Here is an 18528-nt window from a genome sequence, read left to right as displayed (position 1 = left end):
GGAGCATTCGTCCGACACGGAGATGAGGCACGGCATGGACCCGAAGACCGAGCGCACCGGAAGCTCACCCTGGCTCCTGCTCCTGCGCGTCGCGGTGGGCGCCAGCCTGGTCGCGATCCTGTGGGAGTTCCTCACGGCGGGGCAGCTGATCACGTTCAACACCGCCGCGCTGCCGCTGCACTGGGGAGGAGCCTTCGCGGTGCACGTGACCGCCGGCGTGCAGCTGTTGGCCGCCGTCCTGGTGTGGCGCCTCCCCCGTGCCGGATCGCACGCCGGACCCGCGCACGACCGGCTGGTGGCGCTGGTGAGCCTGCTGGCGTTCGTGCTGGGCTTCCCGCAGGCAGCCCTGGGCACCTACGGGCCGCTCCAGGCCCACGTACCGATGGCCCTGCTGCTGGCCTCCACCGTGGTGTGGTCGGCGGTCCTGGTGTTGCGCCGCTCCGGCCGCTGAGCCCTCAGAGGGTGTCCTCCCACCCAGGGCGTTGTGGTGAGGCGCGGACGTCGGTCACACGGGTGGTCGCCGCCAGCGAGGCCCCGGACAGGGCGTCGGGCGGGGGCGGCACCGGCTCCCTCGTGGGGGTCCGCCCGCGTTCCCGTGCGGCGGTCACACCGGTCGGGAGTCAGGTCAGATGGACCGACACCACCAGACACACGAGGCGCTGCATCACTCCGGAGTGCCCCGGTTCACGCCCCTGTCGCTGCCTGCGTCGGGACTCCGGCATCGGCCGGGGGTCTGGTCACCGTGCGGCCTGCCACCGGTCTGCGCCTGACCGCCCATGAGGAACTCCTCGTGGGTATTCGCCTGCGCCCGGACCACCGGAAGTGACGGCTGGGGCTGCTGGGCCTGACGGGACCGGTGGTGCGAAGCCCCGCGAAATCGACCCTGTGGACAACCCGTCGGGCCCGGCCCCGGCCGGGGAGACTGGAAGGGCCGGAAACCCCGATCGGACGGGAGTACCGGTGTCGGTGAGGCGGGGAGGTCCGCGGGGTGTCGGTGCTCTGGGTGGTGGGGTTGTTGTGCGAGTGGAGGGCGTGGGGCAGGAGGCTTTCCACGGCGGCGCGGGCACGGGTGTCGGCCATCGCCAGAGCTGGGGCCGGGCCCTGGCGGGACAGCAGGGTCGGTGTCCTCGACCGCCAGGAGACACCCGTCAGGTCCTTCCATCCAGACCGGCTCCGCGACGGAGACGGTGGGAGGGATGGTCGTTGCCACACGGAGGCTGTCGCGCCCACCCGTGACAGGACGGTCGGTACCCATACGCAACGGCGCCCCTCCGTGGGGAGGAGCGCCGTGCGTGAAGGGTTCGCGGGTATCCCCGCGGATCCGTGTCTAGGAGAGGAAGCGCGCGATGAGCGGGTCGACGGTGACCGCCACGAACAGCAGCGCCAGGTAGGCGTTGGTGAGGTGGAAGAAGTTCATCGTCTTGAGCTGGGCTCCGGTGACCCCCGCCTTGGAGCGGCTGAGCAGGCGGTGGGCCTGGACGACCAGCAGGGCGCCCAGCACGAGGGCGACCACGCCGTAGAACCAGGTGGTCCCGGCCACCGGCCAGAAGATCAGGGAGACGATCACGGTCGCCCAGGTGTAGAGCACCGACTCCAGCAGTACCCGGCGGTCGCTGGCGACCACGGGCAGCATGGGGACCTGGGCGGCCGCGTAGTCCTCCCGGTAGCGCATGGCCAGCGTCCAGGTGTGCGGCGGCGTCCAGAAGAACACCACCAGGAAGAGCACGAACGGCGCCCAGTCGAGGCTGTTGGTGACGGCGGCCCAGCCGATCAGCACCGGCATACAGCCCGCGATGCCGCCCCACACGACGTTCTGCGCGGTGCGCCGCTTGAGCAGCATCGTGTAGACGAAGATGTAGAAGGCGATCGCGAAGACCGACAGCACGGCCGACAACACGTTCACGAGTACGAGGAAGCCGACCGTGGAGCCGATCGCCAGGATCAGACCGTAGGTGAGGGCACCTCGCGGGGTCACCAGGTCCATCGCGCCGGGACGCTGCCGGGTGCGACGCATCTCACGGTCGATGTCGCGGTCGATGTAGCAGTTCATCGCGTTCGCGCTCGCGGCGGACATCGTGCCGAACACCAGAGTGGCGACGGCGGTCCACAGCGGGGGCACGCCCCCGGCGGCGACGAACATCACCGGGATGGTGGTGATGAGCAGGAGCTCGATGACACGGGGCTTGGAGAGGGCGACGTAGGCACGGGCGTGGTCGCCGAAGGAGGCCTTGCGGGGGGCCTCGGCGGCGGACGCCCGGGTGTCGGACTCACCGGTGTGGGGTGCGCGGTTGGTGAGGGCCATCAGATCGGCGCCCTCACGTCCGGAGGCACTCGTGTCCCCTGGGGGGCCGGCTCGGTTTCAGACACGCGGATACCTCGACAACTCTTGGGATTCGACACTGCTCGCCACGCGGGGTCGATCGGACCGACAAAGCGGCAGGATCAGCGAAAACCCCGTCAACGACAAAGTGTAGTACTTACCTGTCCGGATCGGTGACCAGCCCCCTCCGTACGGGCGACCTCCGGCCCTGAGGGCCGACCGACCCGGGCGCCGGACTCCCGCTCGGGTGTACAGAAGGTTCGCACAGGCCACTTCGAGCTTCCAACGTGCCACGCGTCCCCGGCCACCGCACCGCGCACCCCGGAGGGCCCGAAGGCCGGAGGCGAAGCGGTGCACGCGGGCCCCTACCCGCCGGTAACGGGAGGTGTCGGGAAACGACATCTCCGGCCACGGACGATAGGCTCGCAGTCGGCCCTGTTCTCGCCCCCGTCACCACGGGGACCGAGCTCCGGACACCGTGACCCAGACGCTGTCGCACCGGCTCAGCGGCCCGAGCCCCGCGCCACGGGGACGTGCCGCACGAACCGTCGAAGCCGGTCCCGCCCTCCCCCGCGAGCCGCCGACCCGGCGGACCGCCGACGGGGTGCCCGGCGTACAGCCCGCACACACAACCCACGCCCGCCCCGGAACCGGGTGCCCGGGTGCCGAGAAGGAGCAGACAAGTCCGTGAACGCCCACACCCCGAAGAACCTGGACTGGTCGGACCTCGACCTCCGCGCCGTCAACACGGTTCGGGCGCTGGCCATGGACGCGGTAGAGAAGTCGGGTAACGGTCACCCCGGCACCGCGATGAGCCTCGCGCCCGCCGCCTACCTCCTCTTCCAGAAGGTGATGCGGCACGACCCGGCCGCGCCCGACTGGGTGGGCCGGGACCGCTTCGTGCTGTCGATCGGTCACTCCAGCCTCACCCTGTACATCCAGCTCTACCTCGCCGGGTACGGCCTCACCCTCGACGACCTCCGCAGCCTGCGCCAGTGGGACAGCCTGACCCCGGGCCACCCGGAGGTCGGCCACACCGCCGGTGTGGAGACCACCACCGGCCCGCTCGGCCAGGGCGTCGGCAACGCCGTCGGCATGGCCATGGCGGCCCGCCGCGAGCGCGGCCTGTTCAACCCCGAGGCCGGTCCGGGCGCCAGCCCCTTCGACCACCACGTCTACGCGTTCTGCTCCGACGGTGACGTCCAGGAAGGCGTGAGCCACGAGGCCAGCGCCCTGGCCGGAACCCAGAACCTGGGCAACCTCATCATGATCTGGGACGACAACCAGATCTCCATCGAGGACGACACCCGCATCGCGCACAGCGAGGACGTCGTGGCCCGCTACGCCGCCTACGGCTGGCACGTCGAGGAGGTCGACTGGACCGCCACCGGCGAGTACGTCGAGGACGTCGACGCCCTCTACCAGGCGATCCTGCGCGGCAAGGCCGAGACCGAGCGCCCCACCTTCATCCGTCTGCGCACCGTCATCGGCTGGCCCGCGCCCAACAAGCAGAACACCGGCGCCATCCACGGCGCGGCGATCGGCTCCGCCGAGATCTCCGCCACCAAGGAGATCCTGGGCCTGCCCGACGCCCCGTTCGCGGTCGAGGACGCCGTGATCGAGCACACCCGCAAGGCGCTGGACCGCGGCCGCGAGGAGCACACCGCGTGGGACCAGGCCCTGGACGCCTGGCACCGCGGCGCCGGTGAGCACGGCGAGCTCTTCGACCGCCTCCAGTCGGGCAAGCTGCCCGAGGGCTGGGAGGAGTCCCTGCCCTCCTTCGAGGCCAGTGAGAAGGGTGTCGCCACCCGCAAGGCCAGCGGTGAGGTGCTCAGCGCCATCGCCCCGGTGCTGCCCGAGCTGTGGGGCGGCTCCGCCGACCTCGCCGGATCGAACAACACCACCCCCAAGGGCGAGCCGTCCTTCCTGCCCTTCGACCGCGCCAGCACCATGTTCCCGGGCAACCCGCACGGGCGCGTGCTGCACTTCGGCATCCGCGAGCACGGCATGGGCTCGATCCTCAACGGCATCGCCCTGCACGGCCCGACCCGCCCCTACGGCGGCACCTTCCTGGTGTTCAGCGACTACATGCGCCCGGCCGTGCGCCTGGCCGCCCTGATGAAGCTGCCGGTCACCTACGTGTGGACGCACGACTCCATCGGCCTGGGCGAGGACGGCCCCACCCACCAGCCGGTCGAGCACCTGTGGGCGCTGCGCGCCATCCCGGGCCTGGACGTGATCCGCCCGGCCGACGCCAACGAGACCGTCGTCGTCTGGCGCGAGGTCGTGGCCAACGCCGACCGGCCCTCCGCCCTGGCCCTCACCCGCCAGAACGTGCCCACCCTGGACCGGGACGAGTACGCGTCCGCCGAGGGCGCCGCCCAGGGCGGTTACGTCCTGGCCGAGGCCTCCGGGGGCAGCCCCGAGGCCATCGTCATCGCCACCGGCAGCGAGGTGCAGCTGGCCCTGGCCGCCCGCACCGAGCTGGAGGCGGCCGGTACGCCCACCCGCGTGGTCTCCATGCCGTGTGTCGAGTGGTTCGAGGCCCAGAGCCAGGAGTACCGCGAGCGGGTCCTGCCGCCCTCGGTCCGTGCCCGCGTCTCCGTGGAGGCCGGCATCGCCATGGGTTGGCGCTCCTACGTCGGCGACGCCGGCGTCTCGGTGAGCCTGGAGCACTTCGGCGCCTCCGCCCCCTACGAGACGCTCTACGAGAAGTTCGGCATCACCTCCGAGGCCGTCGTCGCGGCGGTCCGCGACAGCCTGGCCAAGGCCGGTAGCTGACGACGCGGGCCGCCGGGACGACCCCCGGCGGCCCGCACTCCGTGTGTGAATTCAGGAAGGCGTGAGACCCACATGAGCACCGCTCTCAAGGACCTGGCCCAGGCCGGTCAGTCCGTATGGTTGGACGACATCAGCCGTGACCGGCTGCGCACCGGCAACCTGGCCGAACTACTGTCGACCCGCCACGTCACCGGCGTGACCTCGAACCCGTCCATCTTCGACAAGGCGCTGGCCGAGGGCGACGCCTACGACGTCCAGGTGCACGAGATGGGCGTGCGCGGGCTCTCGGTGGACGAGGCGGTCCGGCTGCTGACCGCCTATGACATCCGCTGGGCGGCGGACACCCTGCGCCCGGTGTACGACTCCACCGACCGCGTGGACGGCCGGGTCTCCCTGGAGGTGGACCCGCGGCTGGCGCGCGAGACCGAGCGCACCGTGGCCGAGGCCAAGTCGCTGTGGTGGCTGGTCGACCGGCCCAACCTCATGATCAAGATCCCGGCGACCGTCGAGGGCCTGCCCGCGATCACCAAGGTGCTCGGGCACGGCATCAGCGTCAACGTCACCCTGATCTTCTCCCTGGACCGCTACCGCGCGGTCATGGAGGCGTTCCTGGAGGGCCTGGAGCTGGCCCGCGAGAACGGCCACGACCTGTCCCGGATCCAGTCCGTGGCGTCGTTCTTCGTCAGCCGCGTCGACGCCGAGGTGGACAAGCGCCTCCGGGCGGTCGGCACCCCGCGCGCCGAGGAGCTGCTCGGCCGCGCCGCCATCGCCAACGCGCGCCTGGCCTACCGTGACTACGAGGAGGTCTTCTCCTCCGAGCGCTGGAAGGCCCTGGCCGCCGCGGGCGCCACACCGCAGCGGCCGCTGTGGGCGTCCACCGGTGTGAAGGACCCCGCGTACGCGGACACCCGCTACGTCACCGAACTGGTCGCGCCCGGCACCGTCAACACGATGCCGCAGGCCACCCTGGACGCCACCGCCGACCACGGCGAGGTCACCGGGGACACCGTCCGAGGCACCTACGAGGCCGCCCAGGCCGACCTGTCCGGGCTGGCCGAGGTCGGCGTGGACCTGGCCGACGTGACGCGTCACCTGGAGGAGGACGGCGTGGTCAAGTTCGTCGACTCCTGGGAGAGCCTGCTCGGCCAGCTCACCATGAAGCTCGACGAGCTCTCCTGACCCGGACCGTTCCCGGTCACCGACCCGCGTCCGCGCACCGCGCGGACGCGGGTTCCACCAGCCACCAGGCCGTTCCTGACAGGAAGAGACGGAGCCCGTGAAAGAACCGGTGATGCCGGGAGCGGTACCCAACCCGCTCCGCAACGCCCTGGACCGAAGGCTTCCCCGTATCGCCGGGCCCAGCGTGCTGGTGCTCTTCGGCGTCACGGGGGACCTGGCCCGGAAGAAGCTCCTGCCCGCCATCTACGACCTGGCCAACCGCGGGATGCTGCCGCCGGGCTTCGGGCTGGTCGGGTTCGCCCGCCGCGACTGGGAGGACCAGGACTTCGCGGCCGAGGCGTACGAGGCGGTGCGCAAGTACGCGCGGACCCCGTTCCACGAGGACGTGTGGCGCCAGCTCAGCGAGGGCGTGCGGTTCGTGCAGGGCAACCTGGACGACGACGAGGCCTTCGACGAGCTGGCTCGGACCGTCCGTGAGCTGGACGCCCACCGGGGCACCGGCGGCAACTACGCGTTCTACCTGTCACTGCCGCCCAAGCTGTTCCCGACCGTGGTCACCCAGCTCAAGCGCAGTGGCCTGGCCACCCCCGAAGAGGGGGAGGGCGCCGGTGGCACCACGCCGTGGCGCCGGGTGGTGATCGAGAAGCCGTTCGGCCACGACCTGGAGAGCGCCCAGGAGCTCAACGCGGTGGTGGACGACGTGTTCCCGCCGTCGGCGGTGTTCCGCATCGACCACTACCTGGGCAAGGAGACGGTCCAGAACATCCTGGCCCTGCGCTTCGCCAACACGCTGTTCGAGCCGTTGTGGAACCGCAGCTACGTCGACCACGTGCAGATCACCATGGCCGAGGACATCGGTGTGGGCGGGCGCGCGGGTTACTACGACGGCATCGGCGCGGCCCGCGACGTCATGCAGAACCACCTGCTCCAGCTGCTGGCGCTCGTCGCGATGGAGGAGCCGGTCGCCTACAGCGCGGACGCGATCCGCGCGGAGAAGGAGAAGGTCCTCTCCGCGGTGACGCTCCCCGACGACCTGGGCAAGGGCACGGCGCGCGGCCAGTACGCGGCCGGGTGGCAGGGCGGCGCGGCGGTCCGGGGCTACCTGGAGGAGGACGGCATCCCGTCCGACTCGGTGACCGAGACCTACGCGGCGCTCCGCCTGGACGTGGGCACACGACGCTGGTCGGGCGTGCCGTTCTACCTGCGCACCGGAAAGCGGCTCGGGCGACGGGTGACCGAGGTGGCGCTGGTGTTCCAGGCCGCCCCGCAGCAACTGTTCGCCCGGGGCGACGTGAGCGAGCTCGGGCAGAACGCTCTCGTGCTGCGTATCCAGCCCGACGAGGGGGTCACCCTGAGGTTCGGGTCCAAGGTGCCGGGCGCCTCCATGGAGGTCCGTGACGTGAGCATGGACTTCACGTACGGGCAGTCCTTCACCGAGGCCAGCCCCGAGGCCTACGAGCGGCTCATCCTGGACGTGCTCATCGGTGACCCGCCGCTGTTCCCGCGCCAGGAGGAGGTGGAGCTGTCGTGGCGGATCCTCGACCCGGTCGAGGAGTACTGGGCCGAGGCGGGCCAGCCCGAACAGTACGGTTCGGGCACCTGGGGTCCGGAGTCGGCCGAGGAACTGCTCGCCAGGGACGGACGCCAGTGGCGCCGCCCGTGAACGCCGGGAGGAACAGATGACGCTCTATCTGCCGCGCACCACGACCTCGCAGATCACCGAGGCGCTCATGGCCGAGCGCCTCAGTGTCGGCGGGGGCGCCATGAACATGGTGCTCACCCTGGTCATCGTCACCGACGAGGCCGACCACTACGACGCCGTCCGCGCGGCCACCGAGGCCGGCCGCGAGCACCCCTCGCGGGTGGTGGCGCTGATCCGCCGCGACCCGGGGGCCGAACCGGCCATCGACGCGGAGATCCGCCGCCCGGGCACCTCCGGTCCCGGCGAGGCGGTGCTGCTGCGCCTGTACGGTCCGCTGGGTGAGCACCCCGACTCGGTGCTGACCCCCCTGCTGGTCCCGGACGCGCCCGTGGTCGTGTGGTGGCCGGGGCAGGGTCCCGCCGACCCGGCCGCCGACCCGGTGGGCAGGCTGGCCCAACGGCGGATCACCGACGCGCTGCGCGCCGAGGACCCGGTAGCCGACCTCCTGGAGCGGGTGGCCCACTACCGTCCGGGTGACACGGACCTGACCTGGACGCGGCTGACCCCGTGGCGTTCGCTGCTGGCCAGCGCCATGGACCAGCCGTGCGGCTGGGTGAACTCGGCCAAGGTGACGGCGGAGCCGCACTACCCGAGCGCCGAGCTGCTGGCCGCGTGGTTGTCCGAGCGGCTGGAGGTGCAGGTGGAACGCGGCACCTCGCACGGCCCCGGCCTGACCGAGGTCCGGCTGACCACCGACGAGGGGGACATCACCGTCTCCCGGGTGGACGGCCGGGTGGCCACGCTGTCCAGGACGGGTCAACCGGACCAGACGGTGGCGCTGGCCCGGCGCGGCGCCTCCCAGGCGCTGGCCGAGGAACTGCGCCGCCTGGACGCCGACGAGACGTACGCGAGCGCGGCCCGTCACCTGGGTCCGCTGCTCGCTGGAAGCGGAGCATGAGGATGACCGAACCGGAGATCGTCCGCACCACCGACGCCCGGCAGCTCGCCGAGAGCGTGGTGTCGCGGCTGGTCAAGCTGATCGTGAGCGCTGAGGCCGAGGGGCGCGAGTTCCACCTGGTGCTCACCGGCGGCGGCGTGGGCATCCAGACGCTGGGTGTCCTGCGGGACGAGGCCCTGGCCAGCGGGATGAGCTGGGGGCACGTCCACCTGTGGTGGGGTGACGAGCGGTTCCTGCCCGACGGGGACCCCGAGCGGAACCAGACGCAGGCCTGCGACGCGCTGATCAACGACATCGACATCCCGTCGCACCAGGTGCACCCGATGCCGTCGTCGGACGGGACCGACCACGGGGAGGCGGAGCGGGCGGCCACCCACTACTCGCAGGCGCTCTCCGTGGCGGCGCGCGGTCGGGGCCCGGTGCCGGAGTTCGACGTGTGCCTGCTGGGCCTGGGCCCGGACAACCACGTGGCGTCGCTGTTCCCGGGGCTGCCGGGGGTGCACGAGAACGAGGCCTCGGCCGTGGCCGTGCACGACTCCCCCAAGCCGCCGCCCACGCGGATCAGCCTGACCCTGCCGTCCATCCGGAGCTCCCGCCAGGTGTGGGTGCTGGCCTCCGGCGCGGCCAAGGCCGACGCGGTCCGCCTGGGTGTGGCCGGTGGCAGCGTGGACGAGGCCCCGGTGGCCGGTGCGCGCGGTAGTGAGAGGACCGTGTTCTGGGTGGACGAGGCCGCCGCCTCGAAGCTGTAGCGGTACGCACGAACGCCCCGGCCGTTTCCGGTCGGGGCGTCGTCGTGTCTCAGGAGTGGCGGCAGAGGGCGCTCAGGCGCACGGCGGTCTCGGTCCCGTCGTCGTGCAGGATGTGGCGCTGTGTGGAGGCGTCAGGGAAGAGGCCTTCGGGGACCTGGGTCACCAGCCGGAGCTGGGCCACGGCGTGCGTGGGCATGGTGATCCTGCCCGGCAGGTGGATGGCGAGTTCCTCACGGGCCTCGAAGGTCTGCACATCGACCTTCTCGGCCAGCGCCGCCAACCGCTCCGCATCCGCTGAGACCGGGACCTTGGCCAGCCAGTGCGGCCCCTCCGGAGTGTGTGCCGCCTCCCGCTGTTCGTGGGTCTCACCGGCCCACGTGAACCAGGGAGTCCCCGCGACCGTGGCTCCGTGTTCCTCGGCCAGTGCTCGCAGCTCCGTCACCACTGCCCGCACCGCCGAGGTGACCTCGTCCCAGTCGTACTGGTCCGGCTGGCCCCGCCGTTTCTCCACGGGGACCGCCCTGACCTCCGCCGAGAGCACCGTCATCTCCGGCACCTTCCGGCGCCGCACCTCGGGCCAGGAGGTGAGGAGGCTGCGGGCGGTCGTGATCGCCTCGTCCTCGGTTTCGCGCTGGCGGCGCAACCCCTCGGTGTGTTCGTCGAGCAACCCGGCCGCCGTGTCGGGCGCCTCCACCGCCCGACGCACGTCCCTGACACTCATCCCGGTCCCGCGCAGCGCGCTGACCAGCAGGGCCTCCTGGACCTGCTCGAAGTCGTAGTACCGGTACCCGGTGTCGTCGTCGACCACCGCGGGGACCAGCAGCCCCTCGGAGTGGTAGAAGCGCAGCGTCTGGGGAGAGAGCTCGCTCATCTCGCTGAAGTCCTTGATGGAAAGGCTCATGATGCCAGTCTCAGGCTTGCGGTTACCAGAGGGTCAAGCGGTTGGTAGAGCCGGGGTGTTGTCACCAGCCCTGGGTGAATCGATCCGGGCGCAAACCGACAAGAAGCCAGAGTCAAACAACAAGCCTGCGCGGCTGGTACGCCGGATCAATCCTGGACGATACGGGGTTCGGTGACCTGGCCCTTCCTCCACTCAAGCCGAACCGGTTCACCCACGAAACGAACTCCACCCTGCCACCCCACCGCCCCTACAAGGCCGATCGGCATATCGATGTCGGCCGCAATGTTTCTCGACCGAACCCTACCGGGAAACACATCCAACCCCGGAGAGAATGGATAGCTTTAACATGAACCAAAACAGGATCTAGACAAGAGCTATCAGATTAATGCCACCCCCTTCAATCTTGTGCAGTCGCGCGACTCCGCCGGCCTGACCGTGCTGGACCCCATGGACCCACAAACCTAAAATCAGCGAAAGCCCGGCCGAACACCCATCCGACCGAGCTTTCTTTAGCAGATGTTTTAGAGAGAACCTAGATTCAATTGCCTCACACTCGGAAGTGCAGTAGGCGGCTCATCGCCATACCAAGAATATTCAATTCCAGACAACGCCCCCGATGTGACCCACAGGAGAATCTCCCCGACGAGTTCTCCATCGTCACCAGTTACCACACAGGAAACCGGAACGACCCCGGAGGAAAAAGATGACCTAGGCGCATCACTCGCAACCTCTAGATCAACACTAACAGACCCAATACCCCAGGAAGATACCACACGAGTCTTATCAAGCTGACGCCGCAGAACCTCCGACCCAGGAAACCCCTCTCGAAGAATATACTCGACCAGACATCGCTCTTTTTCACCGAGAGGCCTTGAATTCGAAGAAGCGCTCATCTATTTCCCTCCAGGGAACTTTTCTGGAATGAAGGCAGTTCCGATTCTCGGAACCCCCCTGACAACCGCACCACGAATAGTCACATTATCATTATCGATGGTTCGATTCACTTCAAATCTTCCAGCCGACGGGAGGTCATTCACATCACCCAAGCTGTCCACAATCCTCCGCATGGCCTGTTCTCGCCCTCCGGAGCGATCAACAAGACCGTCAAAACCATGCTTCTTAGGATCAATAACATGTTCCAGCTTTGCTGGTGTGTTCGCTGACTTGTAGGTCTCGTCCAGCGTTCTGGAACAAGGTCCACCTGAATTACTGACGAGGACCGGTGTCTCATCTGCGAGTACATGGTACGTGTGGATCCCTTGAACCGTCAGGTTGTGAACGGTGGAGGACTGAGTCCATGCCTTGACCTCAGTGATCTGAACCAAGGTGCCTTCAGAGGAAAGCAACCACATCCCTGCGACCAGGTCGACCGCGTCGACCCATGCTTCCATTTCCGGAGACCAGAAGGGGTGCCCATCAGTAGCAATGATGGTATCGCCCAACACCATCGGCCCTGGACGACCGAGCGCCTCATCGATCACACCGTGTCCGGCGTCGGTGACCTTCAGCTGAACAGCGGTGTCCACGGTGACCTCAACGAGGGTCTTGGTGCCCGACCCCACGATCGTGGCCAGGACTTCACGCGCACCTTCTTCGCCGGTTTCAGGGGCGGTGGCCAGCACCTGGTCACCGACCTGAATCTCCTCGATCGGCTTGGTGGTTCCGTCAGCCATCACCACCAGGGTCCCTGCAGCGAAACTGTTGCAGTTCCCGCCCCTGCGGAACCGGGAGAAGACATCCTTGAGTTTGTCACCGTTGCGCAGGGCCCGCATCGCACTGCCCGCGGGAATGGGACCTGTTGCCAATTCGATACCCGCATCAAAGGCGAGTTCGACACTCCGGAATGACCTAGAGTTCTTGTCTCCCCCGAACCTCTCGAACGTCTCCATTTGCGTTGGAAGTCCAATTGTCCTGGCTATTCCGTCGGCAACCCACATGCCCGAATTAATTCTCTGGGTGGCAGCAGTCAGCCCATACATAGCGTTCCACGCCTGCCGCCGGAAGGGAACCCTCCGGGTCGCACGCTCGACTCGGTTGAAGGTACGGCGTTGAATCCTGAAGGTCGTACGTCGAATAGACTGTCGAATGGCCCGGGCTCGGGAGTTGTTCCATCTCGTGCGCACGGATGTCCGTACTCGGTTTTTGACTCGACTTGCCACACGACGCACCTTGTTCCAGGTCTTGCGAAGGAAAAGACCGTCCGGGTCGGTGAAGCTCACCGGATTACTATTGGCGTAGGTATATCCGTGCATTTGCTGCGAGTCGGTCAGGTCAACGATCGGATCTGGCGAGAGGAAGCGACCAAGAGCTGCGTCGTACGCCCGGGCCCCGATCTGTGTCAACCCGGTGGAGTCGTCGATGACACCGCCCACGAACCCACGCTCGCTGGGCCATTCGCCTCCGGTGCCACGATCAGCACCGAACGCCGTGAACCGGCGCTGGGTCACCTGTCCACCAACCGATTCCACCGCAAGTTGCCCGGTGCCGTGATGGTCAACAAAGGTCCAGGAAACATTGTTGTCGACATCTCGAACAGCAATGGGATCTCCATTGTGTTCGTAGAACCTCAGGGCCTGGGTGACGAGAGACGATCGCTCGAAGTGGATCTCCATGCCAGGCAGATAGAGAGTTGACACGCTGGCGTCGCGGCGAATGAGACGATCGCCACTGGCATCGTAAGTGAACGTGGTCACCCCTGCCGCCGCGTCTTCGACGCGAACCAGGAGCCCTTCGGCGTCCCACTCCAAGCCCTGTTCGTGGACTGGGGTGGTGCGAGAGATCATGTTGCCGGACTCGTCGTATCCGTACTGCTCCAGCCGATCGCCCGCAGGACCGCTCTCGTGGACCTGCGTGAGCGTGTGTGGTTGGCCCTGTCCCGCGCCGGGATGCGTGTAGGTGCGCTCGGTTGTGCCGCCGACGCCCCCGTGCCGGGTCTCCGTGACACGGTTGCCGATTGTGTCGTAGGCATAGGAGTGCCAGTAGGGTGCTGGCCCACCAAGATCACTCACAGCGGGATTCGCTTCGCAGGCCTGCGGACCGGTGGCGTCAGGAGTCCACGCCTCGGTGAGCTGACGCATGTGATCATAGGTGTAGCACTGCACATCCGCCGGTCGCGTGCTGTCACTGGGCTCGTCCCTCAGCGACAGAATGTTTCCGGCGTCGTCATAGGAGTAGTGGAGGTGCTGCAGCGATCCCTCGCCGAACCGCGGAACGACCCGGCTCTCGTTCAGGCGGTTGGTCGCCTCGCTGTAGTCCCAGGCCTGCCAATAGCGAGTAGCGCTGTTATTGGTTCTCGCCAGTGTCCGCATCACCAGGTTGCCGACTTTGGAGTACTCAGCAGCCGTTACGTACGAACCGTCACCAGTGACAGCAGTGACATTTCCAAGACCGTCGTAGGTGTAGTTGATATTTTCCTGGAATAGGCCACCCGCAGCTGGGGACACGTGGTTCCGGATACTTCCGTCGGGGTTGTATCTAGTGATAAACCGGTAGGTTCCACTCAATCCACGCTCCTCTTCCGGGATGGTGACGGAAGTCGCCATAGCACGGTAGAGGTCGTCGTAGGAAAGCACACTGTTGCTGTACGCAAGATCGCCATCGTGGCGAATGGTCGAAGTGATCTGTCCCTTGACCAGGGTGTCGTATACCCACTCGATTCGCAGCGGCCCCTCAGTGGACTCTTCGTGAAGGGCCACCTGACGTCCGAGCACGTCGTAAGTGGTTACCAGCGTCTGATCCCGGGCGTCCGTGCTGGAGATCAGACGGTCCAACGAGTCGAAGCTGTACGTGGTGGTACCCGTGTCCGGATCACTACTGGACGTGCGACGGCCGTTGATGTCGTAGGTGTAACGCCATTCGTTACCCGCGCTGTCGGTAACAGTCTCCAGCTCTTGACTGGGGGTGTATGTGTAGTGGATCGCGTCGTAGTCACCAGTGGGCTGACGTCCGTGGTGATGACGCAACTCCACCGTGTTCCCCCGCTGATCGGTGACCGTGGTGGTGCCCGTTCCCCCCTCTGGAGGAGTCATCCGCTTCTGTTCGCCCACATACTCGGTCGACGTCCGGTATTGCTCCTGCCCTCGTGACATGTGGATCTGCTCGAGGGACCGTTCCGCTCCGTCGTAGACGGCGAGCGTGTATCGCGGGATCTCGTCGGTGTTGTTGACACCGAAGAGATTTCCACTGGGTGCCCCCTCGTTGGGATAGGCGGCACGAGTCTGCACCGCGAGTCCACGTGAGTCGTGCAGTAGGTCACTGATCAGGCGCCCGCCACCGGCGGAAGGGCTCTGAGTTTGGCGCTGTCGAAGCCAACCATCGTGAATCTGGTAGCTCGTGACATAGTCACCTGCGGCGTTGAGCGTGCTCGTGGTGACATAGGTCGGAACCTCCTTGGACAGGTGGTATCCGAACTTCATGCTGGGGGAGACACGGTCCTTGGCTCGGTCTGCCAGCCAGACGTCCTTGACCCGTCCAAGGGGGTCATAGGCCAGATCGGTACGTTTGCCGTTGGCATCGACTTCGGCGACCGCGAGTGCCCTCGCTGGATCCACATGGACGGTCTGAGTGTGGCCCAACGGATTGGTGGTGCTGATCTTGGTGGCACCACCACCGACCACGACATCGGTGTGTTCGGTAGTGGTGGTGTTACCCTCCGTGTCAGTCTGCGAGAGTTGGCGGCCATACCGATCGAAGGTTGACGTCTCGGTGGTCTGATACCGAGGGACGGATCCGTCGTAGCCGACCAGACGCTGGGAGGCGGTCTCCACTCCCTTGACAGGGATCGTTCCGAATCCCTTCCCGTCGAAGTGGGTCCGGATATCTCCGATCACGTCCTTGGGGCGCTCGGGAGACGTGTCGCACCCTACGGACACGAGCTCCTCCCGGGACGACAAGTCCAGTAGATGGAGATCGGTGTTTCGGTTGTAGGTTGTGCGAGCGCATACCTCGTCTCCCTTCGCTGATACGTCACCGCGATCGAAGACCTCGATCGGCAGGCCGAATTCATCGAAGGTGGTGTCGACACGATGCTGGCGCCATCCACCGCTGGCCAAGGGCTCGTAGCTACGGACCGACGCTGAGTCGACCATGTGGGACTCCACGGTGCCCCAGGAGTAGGTGCGGGAACCGGTCTTCCGACTCCAGGGCAGCGTGATCTCCTTCTCAACCACCTCCCCACCAGGACCGTTACGCGTCAGCGTCTCCAGAGTCTGACCGTTGAAGCGATCGTGGTCGGTGTGTTCGCCGCCCTCGGTGTCGGTGACCTTCGCGCTACGCATGCCGCTGGGCAGGTGATCACCATGCATCCCTCGGAAGAACCGGTGCTCCTCCTCGGACTGCGTCTCGCCCCCGAGTCCGGAGATCACCCGAACGATTTCGTACCCGCGCCACTGGGACCACGTACGCCTGTCGTCCTTGGTGAACCCGTCCGCTTCCATGTATCGCCAACCAGCACCACCCCTGTAGTCATAGGTGGTGATCACGTCGGGTTGGTCGGTGACCAGGTCCACTTCCGCCACCTGCGTGACGACGTACTTGTGGAACCAGTCAGTGATGTCGTCATCACCGCGCCCACTCGGCACCCAGCGGACCGGATAGCAGCGTTTGGTGTTGGCGTGTGGTGTGGGTGTGGCCCCCGCAGTGCAGTCGGGTGCGGAGTAGGAGACATCGAGCTGCCCACCGGTTTCGGTGTAGACGGCGGTGATACGCCACTTGTTGAGCGGGGCGACCCCGTCACTGGTGGAGTCGACTCGGTTGGGCATAGGAGTGCCGGAGAACGTCATGGAGGGCTGGATCAGCGTGCCCCCCACGTGTCCCGTATGGGTGATGGAGTCCAACCAGAGCGTGGGGTCAGTTCCGTCCCCCGGTGCCGGGAAGAGGTGCTCGAACTTCCAGGAGTCGACCGTGGAGTAGGACGATCCGTCATGGAACTGAGTGGAGACCTTCTCCAGACGCTTGGTGGTGAACATGGCCGGTGAGAACTTGTCAGCGCACTTCGCCCCGGACTTGCAGTCCAGGTCGAGTGGGACGTCGGGCCAGTGCTTGGCGTTGGCTTTCTCCCGCTTGTCGGGTGCGCAGTCGAAGGAACTTGTGCTCAGACACCGCTCGGCGACAGTGAAGTTCACCCGTGCCGGAGCCGTGGCGAAGACATCGTCGGTGGTCAGGCCGTACTCGATCCGACGCAGGTGGCCGCCCCGGTCGTAGGGGGTGGCGTCATCCGCCTTCATGTTGCGGCCGTAGTGGTTTCCCTCCTTGGTGTAGTGCAGGGTCATGACGTTGCCGTGCACGTCGACGACGTAGTCGAGGTTCCATCGCCAGGCCTGCTGACACCAGGAGTCCGAGAAAGACGATTTGTTACAGGGTTCGCCGGAATCGTTTCCGTATACGGGCATGGTCCAGGCGGAGTTGGTCTCGGGCCTACCCGAGGACCATCCGGGAAGGCGGTTACGACCGAAGAAGTACTGCGTGCCGTCAGTGACGGTGACCTTCCAGTACTCACCATCGTTGTCGCCGTTGGTCGCACCGTTCAGGCGTTCGACCTTGGAGCCGTCATCATTGCGCAGTCGCCAGGTTCCGTCGGAGTCCTGAAGGAGTTCGCTGGACATGCCATTCAGGGACAGAGTGGCGTTCTGTCTCTTCCAGCACATGTCCCCGGTCTTGTTCGGGGTCTTCTGCCCGTCTTCGGCGCAGGGGATGTAGGCGCGTTCGATGAAGCCGGGATGGTAGTCGAATCCCTCACCGATCCAGGAGGCCTGGTTGTTGGTGGAGACGGTACGCCCGTCGACGGAACCGGAGGAGTAGGACAGGGCGATGTCGGGCGCCATGTCAGCGGCGACGTCCGGAACCTCGAGTGGATAGGTCCAGGCGAAGTCCCCGGTCTGGAGGCTCACGTCCCAGGAGGCCGAAGGCGAGAGGTCACTGGCCTTGTAGTCTCCGTTACCGCTGTCCCCTCCGGACGCGGCCATGAGCTTCACTCCGGAGGACGTGGCCGGTACGACGGCGCTGAGGGTCCGCGTCGTCGGATCGTTGACCGATCCCAGGTCATAAGCCTGGGTGCACTCCTCTTCCTGTTCATTCTCGCAACCGGCGAGGGCCAGGAGCCGGAGCCTTGATCCGTAGTCTCCGCCGAAGGCCGAGCCGAACCCCGAGTAGTCGAGCACGATCTCGACGGGGCCAGGGGCTTCGATGCCGTCCGTACGCGTCACCTCAAGGAGAAGCCCGTCGTCTACCCCCACCTCCGAGGCTTCTTCCTGGCTGAGGAGATCAACCCGCGCTGCTTCCACAGGTTGAGGTGTCTGATCTTCGGCGGGCTCGGATTCCTCTGCCTCGTCGTCGGACACCTCGTCCTCGTCTGGTTCCTCAGGAGGGGGGACTTGCTCGGTCTCGGTGTCCTCGCCCGGCTCGGATACCTGCCCAGACGACTCCTCATCGCTGTCGTCTGTTGAAGCGTCACCTCCGGGTTCCTTGGGTAGACGACGTTCCTCCTGAGAGGCCGTTTCCTCCGTACGCTCTTCAAAGGGAAGAGGCATCTCCCATGAATCCGTGACTTCGGTTGGCAGCGCGCCGACCGCCACCACGGCATCGTCGGGAATAGCGGACAAGAGGTCGGCCTGCTCGCCTGGATCCCCTCCCTCCACCAGCTCAAAGGTCTGGGGTGCGGGCCAGGTCACCTCCGCGAGCGTGGCGATCGAAGCCTCGTCCGCCGCGTTGTCCACCTCGGTGGTCGCGGCAACGAACTCGCTGCCCTCGATCCAGGGTTCGTCCTCGACCTCTGGCGCCGAGTTCTGGGGTGTTGCCTGGGAGGAAGGAGCAGCCAGAAGGGTGGCCGCCACCGACAGGACGACAGTGTTGGAGATGCCTCGCCTGAGTACGCGACCGATACGAATGCCCTTGGGCACGGGTTCGTCAACGTTGTCTTGGCTGGTGGAAGGATGTTTGGACACAGGAGTCCTCCGTCCCGGCGGTCGTCGTTGCCGCCGGGTTCGTTAGCCGGGGATGGGG

General features: G+C 66.9%; 9 protein-coding genes. 6 read left to right on the top strand and 3 right to left on the bottom strand.

Annotated elements, in window-relative coordinates:
• Positions 1 to 34: 34 nt before the first annotated feature.
• Complete coding sequence (locus AC0VYL_RS09980) at positions 35 to 451, top strand: hypothetical protein (protein ID WP_475482945.1); 417 nt, start codon at positions 35 to 37, stop codon at positions 449 to 451.
• A gap of 876 nt (positions 452 to 1327) precedes the next feature.
• On the opposite strand, the gene AC0VYL_RS09975 is transcribed toward AC0VYL_RS09980, so the two are convergent.
• Entirely contained in the window at positions 1328 to 2302 is a 975-nt protein-coding gene (locus AC0VYL_RS09975) for a heme o synthase (RefSeq protein ID WP_475461588.1), read from the bottom strand.
• Positions 2303 to 3007: 705 nt separating this feature from the next.
• On the opposite strand from AC0VYL_RS09975, the gene tkt reads away from it, so the two are divergent.
• The 5 genes from tkt (at position 3008) to pgl (ending at position 9629) form a co-directional block, all read left to right on the top strand.
• Positions 3008 to 5101, top strand: coding sequence for a transketolase (tkt, locus tag AC0VYL_RS09970; RefSeq protein ID WP_475461585.1), 2094 nt, complete (start codon positions 3008 to 3010; stop codon positions 5099 to 5101).
• Between the two features lie 72 nt (positions 5102 to 5173).
• The gene (gene tal, locus AC0VYL_RS09965; protein ID WP_475461583.1) at positions 5174 to 6280 is read left to right on the top strand and encodes a transaldolase; all 1107 of its coding nucleotides are present in this window, start codon (positions 5174 to 5176) and stop codon (positions 6278 to 6280) included.
• A 112-nt stretch (positions 6281 to 6392) separates the two neighbouring features.
• The gene (gene zwf / locus AC0VYL_RS09960) at positions 6393 to 7943 is read left to right on the top strand and encodes a glucose-6-phosphate dehydrogenase (RefSeq protein ID WP_475462998.1); all 1551 of its coding nucleotides are present in this window, start codon (positions 6393 to 6395) and stop codon (positions 7941 to 7943) included.
• Positions 7944 to 7959: 16 nt separating this feature from the next.
• Positions 7960 to 8880, top strand: a complete 921-nt coding sequence (locus AC0VYL_RS09955; RefSeq protein ID WP_475461581.1) for a glucose-6-phosphate dehydrogenase assembly protein OpcA — start codon at positions 7960 to 7962, stop codon at positions 8878 to 8880.
• Between the two features lie 2 nt (positions 8881 to 8882).
• Positions 8883 to 9629, top strand: coding sequence for a 6-phosphogluconolactonase (pgl, locus tag AC0VYL_RS09950; RefSeq protein WP_475462996.1), 747 nt, complete (start codon positions 8883 to 8885; stop codon positions 9627 to 9629).
• A gap of 49 nt (positions 9630 to 9678) precedes the next feature.
• Here the strand turns inward: pgl and AC0VYL_RS09945 are convergent, their stop codons facing one another.
• Together AC0VYL_RS09945 and AC0VYL_RS09940 are read right to left on the bottom strand one after the other, a co-directional pair.
• On the bottom strand, positions 9679 to 10530 hold the full coding sequence (locus tag AC0VYL_RS09945) for a MerR family transcriptional regulator (protein ID WP_475482944.1): 852 nt from the start codon (positions 10528 to 10530) through the stop codon (positions 9679 to 9681).
• 893 nt (positions 10531 to 11423) lie between these two features.
• The gene (locus AC0VYL_RS09940) at positions 11424 to 18470 is read right to left on the bottom strand and encodes an RHS repeat-associated core domain-containing protein (RefSeq protein ID WP_475482943.1); all 7047 of its coding nucleotides are present in this window, start codon (positions 18468 to 18470) and stop codon (positions 11424 to 11426) included.
• Positions 18471 to 18528 lie beyond the last annotated feature (58 nt).

The organism is Nocardiopsis sp. iso_238 (assembly GCF_056173325.1).
Note: the sequence above shows the minus strand (reverse complement) of the source record. Positions and strands in the feature narration are given on the sequence as shown.